Consider the following 12,541-nt stretch of genomic DNA (forward strand, 5'->3'; position numbering starts at 1 on the left):
CGGTTATTAATTATGCTTCTGAGGTGAGATATTGATTGATTTTATTAGTTGCTTATTAGTTTCACGTAATTCAGCAACTTGATTTTGTAGAGTTTGATTCTCACGTCGTAACTCAGCCAGTTCCGCTGATATGTTTTTGTGAGACTCAGTTAATGTACTACTTAGCAAAGCCTCGGCAATCTTAGCGTAATCATGATTTCTATACTCCATTATCTGATGTCTGATTAATGCATTTTCTTTACGTACCTCTTCTGCTGTTTTCTTTCGGGAAACTCTAGAGCGAAGCTTTTCTTGAGCTAAAGCAATTAGCTCTTCCGTACGGTCTTTAATCCACTTATGGAGATCTGGGTTTTTTCGCTCACTAATATTACTTTTGTCACACCCAGCTGCCAAAGCGACTTGAGAAGCAACAATCTTACGACATTTCCCATCGGAAGCTTTCCCAGCTAGTATTTCAGCTTTCTTTGCTTCGAACTGTTTTTTAGCTTCTAAATAAAGCCTTCTCTGGAGTACAGTTGCATTGGTAATCCATTCTGGTTCATGGAGAGAGGAGCTAGCCGTTTTCTTATAATTTAAAAGTCTACTCATTGTCCATTTCCTTTAACCGACTTTCACCAACCCTTATATGCTTTCTACTTGCATCAGCTAAGCGTGAAAGTTCTAGAGGTAGAGCCTCTATGAACTCCTCATGCGCTATTAACGAACGTTCAATCCCTACTCTTTGTAATTTTGTATTGCAACTATGAATACAGCTAGCACAGACCTCAAAAGAGCGCAGTTCTTCGACCATTGTCGTTCCTAAATCTTTATTGAAACATTTTGCGTATTGCTCCTCCCCTTTCCTGAGTAGACAGTAGCCCCACTCATCAACAGTAATAATAATACTCTCAGAAAGGTTTGCTATAGTTAGTTCAAAGTCGTCTGGGGAGATCACGCTGGCCTTATTCAGCTCCATCCGAGCACGCTTTGCAGCTGGTCCGTATAATCTAATCATTGATTCATCACTTCCTCCGATACTACGTAAAATTTCTTCGATATAAGAGTTTTCAATAGCATCGCGTTCGCGTTCTCTAAGAGCCTTCTCATAGTATGCTCTTATAAAGTTATCGGACAATCGGTGCCGAAAATGCTCTGAAATCCGCTCTACAACAGCGCCATCAAATCTACGTATACAATATTCAGCCCAAAGGTGCCTAGCCTGATGAGGACTAGTTTCACTATGAATACTGGCCAGTTCTGGGTGTTGGTTTATAACTTTTCTGTAAAACTTTTGAAATGCTCCTCTAATAGTATTTTCAGGGTGCTCGCCCCAAATGCCAACCTTCAACAAATCGGAAAGAGTTGCTCGTTTACCGAGAGTACATAAATGGCTACACCTAAACGATCTAAGAAATACAGGAGCATTTTCTGACATTTTATCAACGTATGAGCATTCAATTAACGTATTCAAGGCAAAAGCTGTCATACCATGAAGATATCTAGGAGCTTTTATAGAATAATTCGTTTTATGGATCTGATTTCGAAACTCCCATGTCCCATCTTTGTGGTGAATAAAATCTCTTGTATTAAATGTCGTCCACTCACTGATACGAAAGCCGCTTAAAACTAAAAGAATGTATGTAGCAGCTGCATAGAGCTCTGCAACGAATGCACTAAAAGCTCCTTGCTTAAAAAAATCGACCGATTCTCCAGCTAACTCTTTGTTTAAGATTAATTTTAATTCAGCCCTCTTTGCAGAGAGCACTTTAAAATCACTTCGTTCAGAGTTATATATTCTATTTTCTACAAACAAGTTATCTTTTGAAGATAAGACGTTTGCAGCGCTTATATCATGATTATCTCTGATGAATTTGAAATATGCTCTAGCTGCATTTGCATGGGGAGATTCTAGCAGTTGTATTGCACTTGCCAATACAACCATACCATTTTCGATAGGAATAGATCCCAAACTACCGCCTTTAAGCCAAGCGCCTAAACTCATACCAGATTTAGACAAATAAGGTTCAAGTAGACTCTCAGAAAAACGTTTACTTACCTCTACACGTAAGCCATCTACAATTGATGCATCCATGAAATACTGATGACTTCGATACAATATATGCCTATACCCTTCTTCCTGCCCATGGTGTCGCACACATATATCACCCTCATCATCGACATATAGCATGACGTATTTAAGGAAAGAAACAACATCGGTCTCAGTCCATCGTGACAAAGGAGTGCGGGAATGATTCAACTCCCAATATTCACAGAGATCCCTCAACTTATTGATAATAGGGTTCCAAATACCTTGATCACTAACTACAATTTTTTGGTCATTATTAACATATCCATCAGCACGCCTTAAAATAAATGATTGCGCCCAAATAGTTTTATCGTCACTACACTCCCACTCCGAAAAATCAATTCTTCGTATCTGTTTATCCTCATCATGGATGTACCAAGCTGGATCACCCAAATTATTAGGATGTTTGTTGCCATTCTTTTCAAATAGTGAAGGACTGATCCCCTCGAGATTCTTGGCTCTCATAACTTCTCCACAAAGATAGGTGGTGCAGGGATATCAAAGCACTTCATAAGCTCAATACCAGACTTAACTGTATGCGGCTCAAAGCTATTTAAAATTCCATCGATATAGATATATCGAGATAGATAGTAAGCTTTTTGGCGATTGGATATAGCTATTTGCTCTTGAAATTTTTTCTTTAATTCCGCTTGATATGACAGCATTAAAGCAGCTGTGATTGGAAGCTCAACTATTAACTTTTCTGATCCTGTTTTGATATCACCAAAACAACCTACCTCAGTATCGTGTTTTTCGCACTCTTCAAGCAACTCAGAAAAAGCTACCATATCTTCAGGTTCTTTTTGAAAGCTTTTAAGGCCCAGCACGTTTCTGGCCTCTGACAAAGAAACGACCTTAGTTTTTGAATTTGATAGAACTGCAATCAGGTTCTGAGCATCTTTGATCATCTCTTCAGTGACTACCTCTGAAAACCACTTACGTTCGTTGATTCTTGTCAGTGTCTCACTTCTATTAATATAGATATTCTGCCTCACATCTGGTGTATGAGCATTCAACGCAGCATTCACTTCAGATTGACTAAACATCTCATACGCACTTTGCTTTTCCCGAATTCCACGCTTATCGTTAATAATTGCAACAGACTGCGCCACATATGAAAGTCCTAAAGATCTTAAGGCTAACTCTGTACTTCCTTTAGTTTGCCCTTTATCTTTCTCGAGATACCAAAGATCATTTTGGGTGCATATATCTGTTATAAGCTCAATAAATGGCTTCGTGATTGGGTAGTTTTTTAAGAGCCAACTTCTTAAATATGATCCTTTTAATGTTACAGATAGAATAGGATCTAAGTGGGAGCATCGTTCAAATGTTAGTCTTAGTTGAGTCGGTTGAGGATTTACTCCTGCTAAGCTCTTAGCATCATTATCATTGCTAGCCAAAGCAATGTATTCTTTATATGCATTATGTACTGCTGAGCCTTTACTATACATTTGCGAAGTATACTCTGTGGCTGTGGATCTATTCTTACCAAAGTCCCAAGATCCTGTTTCTCCTGAAATATAATAGTCTCCAACCTTTAGATCAATTTGGCCTGATAATTGTATTCGTTCACTTGCAAGAAGCCATGAAATCATAACCTTTTCTGCTTGAATTGGTTTGTCTAGTGATTCATATGAACACCTGTCAAACCTTGCTGAGCTTACAACTTTTCCCTTTTTCGCTTTATGTAGTAGATAGTTCCGATCTCGCCTCAAGAAGCCGTTTTTTGTTAGATGCAATTTCATAAGTTCCTTTTGCTCTTCTGGCGTAAAAGTAACTTTGCTATTTTGTATAAGCCGACGAGAGGAAGGACAATTCAATAATAAACGTTCTATTAGCAATGGGTTGTCAGATGAACTTATAGCATTCCATAGCGGTCTTATAAATGCCTCTACAACATCAGCTTTTACACTTCTTATAGATCCATGCCTAACTTGCTTAGCAGTCGCTCCAGTTAATTTGTTAAGATTGGCTCTTGCCTCTTTAACCTCGGCATTTGAAAGAAGGTAACTCCTTTGTTCTCTTAAGATTTTAAGCATGACAACACAAAACATACGTAATGATTTTATAAGTGTTTGATCGCCATACTCTAATTTACTCAGTTCTGATAATGCTTTTCGAGTGGTAGATGATTGGCGAGAAATTCTAGGAACTCTCTTCTGGGTTGCATTTACTCGAGCATGGGCAATTGTAGCTCGCTTATTGCCTTTTTCTGTTGCCAAATACCATTTCAGCGCTGTATTTACAGTGGCAACATCACCCTGAATAGACACTTTTCGTTTCTTTAAATAGCTGGTCCAGTCTGGGTGGAGTGCTGTCAAATCACACTCTCCTTCTTCTCCAAACTTTTCATCAAGAAAATTGAACAACTTTATGAAACATCGGTACTTCCCTTTCCGAGTGATACTAGCTTGACTAAGGAAAGGCTCTGACTTGCAGTAAGCTACTATAGCCAGACACAGAGGATCATTCTCAAGTCGATTAGGTATACGGAGTGTATGGTAAGAAGGAGTATGTCTCCTAGAGTTAGAAGCTGTAAATTTTGCAAATGTTGGATCACTGTTAATTGGTGCCACCTCACCCAAAGCATAGGCGGCTAACCAACTTTTATCTTTCACTTACATCTTCCATTGAGATGTCAAGATCTGATCTATTTATCCTTCGACCAGATGTGAGTGCATCAATCGTAATATAAGCAGCCAAGGTTTTTTTATCAACATGACCAAGACGGACCAATAAAAGCTCTTTTGGATCTGTACCATCCTCGTATGCCTCTCCAACTAGGTCAGTTGCATAACTATGCCTTCCTGAATGAAAGCTGATGTCTTTAAGGCATTTCTTCGCAAGAATAAACTTGCGCTTAGGGTTTGTGCAATAGTCACCGTAGTTAGCCAGCAATGATGGCATTGCCTTATTCCGTGCCTGTTTAAACCAAATAGTTGCAGGCGTGCTCTCGCTAGAAAAAGCAAGTCCATCGCTACGACACAGAAGTTCTCCTTCCGGAAGATTACTCCGAGGACCATTCAAAAAACGTTTAATAAACACAATATCCTTTTGTTTTATCACTATAGGCCTCTCCTTATTACCCTTTTCCGAACGAATATCCATTTCTATCTCCGATTCACCTCGGACACGCATCTCAGAAATTAGAGCTCGTAATCCCCTAGTTGTAAAATTTCCTTTAAGAGTTACTTCGTGGGCTCTGAGACCACTATTCCTACCAAGACGAATCCCGATAAGATTCCTCATTCGAATAAAAGCTGACTTACTTGTGACGTTATTTTCGATTTCATCAAAAAGCAATCTATCTATGTACTGTGATTTCACTCTTCTTGGAGTTATTGATCCTGAACGGTACTCTGTTACTGATACACCTTTATTAAAATAAAAAGAGAAATCTGTATATGACTCTAAAACTGGTAGTTGCTCTAGTGAAAATTTGTAGAATGCACTGAGTGTTGAGGCTGCCCGCTGTATAGTGGCATCAGAATTACCACGCTCAACTTTTAAAAAAGACAAGTAGCCAGCGCGCTCTGCATCAGTCAGCCGCCGCCAATCTAGAGAGACCTTTTCGTGAAGTTTTTCTGGGAATTCGAGAGTGTTTAAAAACAAAGCCAGATCACTAGCTCTAGATTTCTGTGTACTGAGCTTTTGCCCTTTAGACGAACCGAGCAATAGAAAGAGGCAAGCAGGTACATGGAAATGCTCTTCACCAAAAGGCCTATCGTCACGAATCAAAAAGTATGTATCGATCAGACCAATTGGGCTATTAATTCCAGTAATTTTGAACTTTTTCCACATAAGAAAATATACGTAGGCGATTTATGTTGACTTTAGTAGGTAATCAATATAAGTCAACAAATGAACTTAAAAAGTACTCATCTTGATAAACGTTCCACCCAATTAACACATCTGGGTCTAAACGATTCACTTGTGTTACTAGCTCTTCTAATAACGCAATTTCATCTTCAACCCAAACGACATTGACGGCAGCATGCTGTGCCTCACCTATCATAATCACCAGCTTTTCCGTATCGGTCACTAAGCCCACCGAAAACAAGACCCCCTCGCCGTTACATTCTATATCGATAGAGAGCATTTCAAGGTGTGGCCTATAATCATCACAAGCTTTAAATTGCGCCTGAGTAATTTCGATGTAGCCTGACTTTTGCATGGCTTTACCTTTGACCCAAGCGGCTCCGCGAATAAAGCGCTCCATTAAATAGCGGTCGGAATGGCGAATATCTTCTTCATATAATGCGACTTTATTTTCAAGTAGCTGTTTTGCCTCATAGAAGTGATTCAAAGTACGAAATTTCACAACACCAACAGGGGCTTGATCGAAGTGCTTTAGTTGACTTGGCAAGATGCTAAACTGCAACTGAGCGCGACTTAGCAGCAGCTCTACTTCCGTTTTTTTATCTTGTTTAATGAAAAAAAGTGGCTGCTCATCCTCTACCCACACCTTGAGTAACTGATGTTGCGATTTGAGCCAATAACACAAGCGCAGTTGGCCATTTACCTGCATCTGCTGTCTCGATAAAACAAAGCCCTGATATATCGCTTGTGCCAACTCCAATACCACCCTAAAATAGACGAATCACTGTAATTATATCCACCTGTTTATTGAACATAAAGTCACAAACAGAATAAAACCTACCCATTAACGCAGTGATTAACTAAAAATCGAGACTCAAGTGGTAGGCTTGCTTCATATCAGAACTCTAGGCTAAATAGATTATGCTCTCAGACAAACTAAAAAAAACCATCCGCCAAGCACATCAAAATGTCGCCTCCGCTTTAGATGGCTTTCGTCCTCGTCCGAGTCAAAATTATCTGGTCGCCGAAATTGCAAAAACACTTTCAGGTGATTATCACCGCTCTCAACGTATTTGCGTGATTGAAGCAGGAACAGGCACCGGAAAATCTTTAGCCTATCTACTCGGCGCGCTTCCTGTTGCACTCTCAAGTAAAAAGAAACTCGTCATTTCAACTGCAACCGTCGCTTTACAAGAACAGCTGATCAACAAAGAGTTGCCATTTTTAAAAGAACATTCAGGCATAGACTTTAAATTTGACCTCGTAAAAGGCCGTCAACGCTACATCTGTGTACAAAAACTGATGGCTGCTGTCAGTGATGATGAGATGCAAATGTCGATGATGCCGACAACCAGCAGTCCGCTTTCTCAAATGGAGCAAAAGTGCTTGAGAGAGTTAGCACTTGCATACCAGGAAAAGCGCTGGCAAGGTGACAGAGATAGCTGGGAAGACACAATTCCAGATAAAGTTTGGAATGTTATCGCTTGTGATAAACACGCCTGCCAACGGCAATTAAAATCTCATCACTTATGCCCTTTTCATTTGGCTCGACAAAAGATTGCACAAATGGATGTGCTAGTGATTAATCACGCTTTGTTACTGGCCGACTTAGAACTAGGTGGCGGAACGATATTACCGGAACCAGAAGAAACATTTTACGTAATTGATGAAGCGCACCACCTGCCTCATATTACCAGAGATTTTTCTTCTGCTGCGGCGACGATTAAAGGCACTATCGAGTGGCTTGAAAAGCTACTTAAGTTTAGCGGAAAGATGGCAAACACTGTGGTTTCGCAAAAAGCCATTGGGCAGAATTTCAAACTGAATGATGCAGCCAATGACGCTGCGAAATATCTCAGAGCGGTAAGGGATATACTCGATCAGAGCGACTTTACCTATAACGATGACGATACCTACCGCTTTAGTCATGGCGAAGTACCTGAAGCCCTCACCGTAAAAGCAAAAGATATCGCAGATGCCACGCAAGATGCACTGCGTTGCCTTACCAAGATGCATGATGCACTATCGGGCGATGTTTCAGACGGCGATGTGCAAGCTTTTTTAGCCGACCCGTTATTGGTTGAAAGCGGTCAATATATCAATCGGCTTGAGCAACTCAACAAACTCTGGTTTAGCTATGCGCGAAAAGGCGACAGCGTGCCACATGCGAGGTGGATAAAACGCTTAGAATACAAACACCATCACGACCATTTACTTTGCGATTGCCCGATCGAAGTCGGCTATTATTTGAAAGATAACCTCTGGCGAGAGTGTGCAGGCGCGGTGCTCTGCTCCGCAACCCTCAGCGCTTTAGGCACATTCGATCATTTCGCCCACGAAAGCGGGTTGGCAAAAGAGCCTGGTGTTAAATATATCAAGGCTGATTCTCCGTTTGATTATCCCAATCAAGCAACATTGTATTTGCCAAAAACCCAAACAGATCCAACGGATAAAGCCTTTAGCGATTATTTAGCGGATGCCCTGCCAACCTACTTAGACACCAGTAAGGCCAACCTTGTACTGTTTGCTTCTTATTGGCAAATGAACCATGTGGTAGAAAAATTAAGAGGTAAAAATCTCAATATTTTGGTGCAGGGTGAGCTTTCCCGTGACGCCCTACTCACTCGTCACAAAGCAAATATCGACTTAGGTCGCGGCAGTATCTTATTTGGTACACAAAGCTTATCCGAGGGGCTAGATTTACCCGGAAAATACTTAGAAAACCTCGTGGTGACTAAGATCCCTTTTGCCGTGCCAACGTCCCCTATTGAAGAAGCCCAAGCGGAATTCGTGCAAAGTAAAGGGGGGAATCCATTTTTATCTATCACTGTACCCGATGCTGCAAAGAAATTAGTGCAAAGCTGTGGTAGACTGCTGCGTAAAGAATCAGACTCCGGCCGTATCACCATCTTAGATAGACGTTTAGTTACAAAACGTTATGGCAAAGCCATGCTTGATACTCTGCCACCATACAAAAGGCAAATTGATTAATAATGTTTGAACTCGCTTTAGATCCCACAACTTGGGGGTTACTTTGCTTAGTCGCACTGGCTGCTGGATTTATTGATGCAATTGCAGGTGGTGGTGGGCTGCTTACCGTACCAGCTTTGCTTACTGCAGGCCTTCCTCCGCACTTAACCTTAGGTACCAACAAGCTTGCCGCGAGTTTTGGCTCTTTAACCGCGAGCTTTACCTACTACAAAAAGCAGTTATTCAAACCTAGCTTTTGGATTGGCTCTATTATTGCCACTGCGATAGGTGCTGTATTGGGCACATTGCTTGTCGACTTTCTCAGTATCGAGTTTTTAAATAAACTTATCCCCGTTATTATCATCGCTGTCGCAATTTATAGCTTAGTCGGTAGACTAAGCCCTACAGATTCCCATACTTTGCCTGAAGCGAATCGAGCACTCAAAATCAAGCAATGGGTGCAAGGTTTATCGTTGGGATTTTTTGATGGTATGGCAGGGCCTGGTACTGGCACGTTTTGGACTGCGTCTAACAGTATGCTCTATAAAATGAGCTTACTTTTAAACTGTGGTCTTGCTCGTTCAATGAACTTTGTTTCCAACTTTATTTCGCTTATCACCTTTGTAGCCTTGGGCCATGTTAACTTTATGCTTGGTGTCACCATGGGCGCCTTTTTAATGTTTGGTGCTTGGCTTGGCGCGCATTCTGCGATTAAGTTTGGTAACAAACTGATCAAACCACTCTTTAACACTGTGGTTATTGTACTTGCGGGCAAGCTCATTTTTGAGGCTTATTTCTCGTGAGTACAGGACTTATCAAGCTTGAGCAACAAGTCAGCCGCTTAAAGCAACAAGCAGCGCAATTTGACTCTGCGAAATGGTTTGATAAGAATCGTTATATGCAAGCACAGCCCAGCTTATTTGATGCCCGTGTATTTCGAACTAAAAGCTTAAAGCTCAGCGACTATGTTGAAGAAATAGCAGAAGCAATGTCTCACCTGCCGCCAAGTGAACAACGTCACGCCTTTACATTTGCCATCGAGCGGATAGGCTCGCAAATGGAAGCCGTGTTGAAGGTGTTAAAATCAACCCCGGTCTGGGCGAAAGAAAACAAACTAAATACACCAAAAAAAGCCAAAGTGTATAAGAAAGCAGTGCAGAAGATTATGCAGTCGTCCCATGAGTTATATCATGAACTGTCGCAAAATCATGAATTTGAGCGTCGACTGCAAGAAATGATTGATCTCAGAAGACTACAGATGGACAAAGCAGATCCCACTCAGGCTGCCAAACTCAATGCCGAAATATTAGCCCTTCATGCCCGCCTTGGCCGCTGCAGAAAGGCTATTTCCGCCACCGAGCAAAAAATTCAAGAAGTTGAGAAAAGTCAGAGCCGTTAATGCTTTACTACCACCCTATTTATAGCGAGCTAAATCTACCTGAAAAGCATCGCTTCCCTATCAGCAAGTATAAAAAATTATACCAACGAATAAACGCCAGTAAATTTGCTAAATTTATCAAAGAGCCCGAGCAAAAAATCACAGCTGATGCACTGCAACTTTGCCACGACAGTAATTACGTTGATGCCTTTCTAAACGGCACGTTGAGCGAAAAAGCAATTAAGAAAATGGGCTTTCCTTGGAGTGAGCAACTCGTGCAGCGCACTTTGATTTCTCTAGGTGGCGGTTTAACAGCAGCACAGTCTGCGCTCGAATATGGATTTGGAGCAAACTTAAGCGGCGGCTATCATCACGCACATCGCGATTTTGGCAGCGGCTTTTGCATATTTAATGATTGGGCAGTGGTCGCAGCAACGCTCATTGCCCATCAACGGGTTGAGCGAGTGCTTATTTTTGATTGTGACGTGCATCAAGGCGATGGCACGGCAACGATCGTTGCAGATAGAGACGATATCATTACCTGCTCCATCCACTGTGAAAGTAACTTTCCTCGCGTTAAACCGCAATCCGATTTGGACTTTGCCTTACCTGTGAATACACAGGACGCACAATATGTGGCAACCGTCCGCGAAGCCTTACAACTGGCGGTTCGATTATACCAGCCAGACATCATACTCTATAACGCCGGCGCAGATGTGTATCAAGGTGATGAACTAGGACACTTTAGTGTTTCAAAGCAAGGCGTTAGGGCTCGAGATTCGATTGTTTTTGAGTATGCTCATCACCTCAATATTCCGTTAGCTTTTGCTCTTGGTGGGGGCTATCAGCGCGACGTTGATCGTCTTGTAGATATACATCAACAAACCTTTTTGGCTTTGTTCGATAACCCCGCTATTATGATATAAACTTAAAAGGAATGTGCAGGAGGCTGTATGAAGTTACATGATGATATTCATAATTATTATGAAAAGCTGGTAGTCGAACATATCGTCCGTCGTAAGTTAGATAAAATCTATGATGAAGACGTAATGGCCGATTTTTGTTGTACTGTTTTGAACCAACTTCCATCGCGTTATATTCGCTACGATGTCGACATGGAGTTTTACCTGCCTCAGCCCGAGCGTGTAAAAATGGAACAAGCGGTAGAAAGTGCGATTGATTTTGCCATTTCACAAATCGCTAAAAAGGAACAATTTCAAGTATGAGCACCCCTCTAGAACAAGCGCCAACTCATGTAAAACTTGCCGTCGACCTTATTATGTTGTTAGAAGAGCATGATCTTCCAGCAGAAGAAGTCATGGCTGCACTTGAAATTGTCAGATCTGACTTTCAAAAAAAGTTAAATAACCAACAAAAAACTTAACATTAAATATACATTCAAGTCATACTTCTTTTTTAACCTTAGATTCTAATCGATAGCGGTTGTGCAAAACGGCACAACTGCATTTATTAAGGAAAGCAGTATGACAACAACACAACTCCCTTTATTGTCCCTCGCAATTGTTGCAGCGTGTACACAATACGCTTACGCCAATGACTTTGCGGCATTAGACGAAGCCCTACCAGCCCCCTACATTATCAATGGTACCGAACCTGTGTTCGATTTTGACGGTGATGGTTGCCTGCCTAGTGCAGGGATCAGTAGAACTGGTGTGCAAAATTCAGGGCTAAAAACATCGGGTCGCATCACTGGTGATTGCCGAGATAATCAATTTTTAAATACTTCTAATACTGTGCATCGCTACGCCTGTAAAACAACGACTAGCGGCGAGTATTGTGGACACTTCTATGCACTTTACTTCAAAAAAGACCAAGTGTTTGATTACTTTGGTGGTGGTCACCGCCATGACTGGGAGTATGCAGCGGTATGGACTCGAGATGGGATAGTTACACACGGTAGTTATAGCGCACATGGCGACTTATTCACTAAACCTGCTAATGAGCTACCATTCGAGAATGGCCATTTAAAAATTGTCTATCATAAAGACGGTATTTTGACCCATGCACTGCGCTTCGCCAAATCAAACGAAATCGCTGAAAACAACTATTACCGCTTTGTCACACCCGCTATCATCAGTTGGTACAAAATGGCTGGAGATGGAATTTCGAACACGGAATTACGAGAAAAGCTCAATCAATATGACTATGGCTCCGCCACCTTGCCCGTTAAAGACAGTCGCTTCCTCAATAACCTTAATCGCTTTAAACCCAGTGACTACCCAGTGTACTCACAAAGTGATGTAGATAACGCTCAGTAATTGCGAAGACATACTCACCTCACCCATCGG

At 41.4% G+C, this 12,541-nt stretch carries 12 protein-coding genes; 7 read left to right on the forward strand and 5 right to left on the reverse strand.

Annotated features, from left to right (window positions below; genetic code table 11):
* Positions 1–6: 6 nt before the first annotated feature.
* From PPIS_RS09250 to PPIS_RS09270, 5 genes are read right to left on the reverse strand one after another with little or no spacing between them, the layout of a single operon-like run.
* Entirely contained in the window at positions 7–588 is a 582-nt protein-coding gene (locus PPIS_RS09250) for a hypothetical protein (protein WP_010375788.1), read from the reverse strand.
* Positions 581–2,530, reverse strand: a complete 1,950-nt coding sequence (locus PPIS_RS09255; RefSeq protein ID WP_010375789.1) for a hypothetical protein — start codon at positions 2,528–2,530, stop codon at positions 581–583. Before PPIS_RS09255 ends, PPIS_RS09250 begins: the two co-directional genes overlap by 8 nt.
* On the reverse strand, positions 2,527–4,683 hold the full coding sequence (locus PPIS_RS09260) for a hypothetical protein (RefSeq protein ID WP_010375791.1): 2,157 nt from the start codon (positions 4,681–4,683) through the stop codon (positions 2,527–2,529). The genes PPIS_RS09255 and PPIS_RS09260 overlap by 4 nt, the downstream gene beginning before the upstream one ends.
* Positions 4,673–5,866: a site-specific integrase gene (locus PPIS_RS09265; protein ID WP_010375792.1), complete on the reverse strand. Its 1,194-nt coding sequence runs from the start codon at positions 5,864–5,866 to the stop codon at positions 4,673–4,675. Before PPIS_RS09265 ends, PPIS_RS09260 begins: the two co-directional genes overlap by 11 nt.
* A 43-nt stretch (positions 5,867–5,909) precedes the next feature.
* The gene (locus PPIS_RS09270; RefSeq protein ID WP_010375793.1) at positions 5,910–6,638 is read right to left on the reverse strand and encodes a 3'-5' exonuclease; all 729 of its coding nucleotides are present in this window, start codon (positions 6,636–6,638) and stop codon (positions 5,910–5,912) included.
* Between the two features lie 167 nt (positions 6,639–6,805).
* Here PPIS_RS09270 and dinG point away from each other — a divergent pair, with 167 nt between their 5' ends.
* From dinG to PPIS_RS09305, 7 genes are all read left to right on the forward strand, one after another.
* Positions 6,806–8,875, forward strand: coding sequence for an ATP-dependent DNA helicase DinG (gene dinG, locus PPIS_RS09275; RefSeq protein ID WP_010375794.1), 2,070 nt, complete (start codon positions 6,806–6,808; stop codon positions 8,873–8,875).
* A 2-nt stretch (positions 8,876–8,877) separates the two neighbouring features.
* Positions 8,878–9,657 carry a TSUP family transporter gene (locus PPIS_RS09280; RefSeq protein ID WP_010375797.1) on the forward strand — a complete coding sequence of 260 codons (780 nt, stop codon included), beginning with the start codon at positions 8,878–8,880 and terminating at the stop codon, positions 9,655–9,657.
* The gene (locus PPIS_RS09285; protein WP_010375799.1) at positions 9,654–10,253 is read left to right on the forward strand and encodes a primosomal replication protein; all 600 of its coding nucleotides are present in this window, start codon (positions 9,654–9,656) and stop codon (positions 10,251–10,253) included. The genes PPIS_RS09280 and PPIS_RS09285 overlap by 4 nt, the downstream gene beginning before the upstream one ends.
* The gene (locus PPIS_RS09290) at positions 10,253–11,158 is read left to right on the forward strand and encodes a histone deacetylase family protein (RefSeq protein WP_010375801.1); all 906 of its coding nucleotides are present in this window, start codon (positions 10,253–10,255) and stop codon (positions 11,156–11,158) included. The genes PPIS_RS09285 and PPIS_RS09290 overlap by 1 nt, the downstream gene beginning before the upstream one ends.
* Positions 11,159–11,185: 27 nt before the next feature.
* The gene (locus PPIS_RS09295; protein ID WP_010375804.1) at positions 11,186–11,458 is read left to right on the forward strand and encodes a late competence development ComFB family protein; all 273 of its coding nucleotides are present in this window, start codon (positions 11,186–11,188) and stop codon (positions 11,456–11,458) included.
* The gene (locus PPIS_RS09300) at positions 11,455–11,616 is read left to right on the forward strand and encodes a DUF2496 domain-containing protein (protein ID WP_010375809.1); all 162 of its coding nucleotides are present in this window, start codon (positions 11,455–11,457) and stop codon (positions 11,614–11,616) included. The genes PPIS_RS09295 and PPIS_RS09300 overlap by 4 nt, the downstream gene beginning before the upstream one ends.
* A gap of 100 nt (positions 11,617–11,716) precedes the next feature.
* Complete coding sequence (locus PPIS_RS09305) at positions 11,717–12,511, forward strand: NPP1 family protein (RefSeq protein ID WP_010375811.1); 795 nt, start codon at positions 11,717–11,719, stop codon at positions 12,509–12,511.
* Positions 12,512–12,541: the final 30 nt, after the last annotated feature.

The sequence above is a fragment of the Pseudoalteromonas piscicida genome (assembly GCF_000238315.3).
Lineage (GTDB): Bacteria > Pseudomonadota > Gammaproteobacteria > Enterobacterales > Alteromonadaceae > Pseudoalteromonas > Pseudoalteromonas piscicida.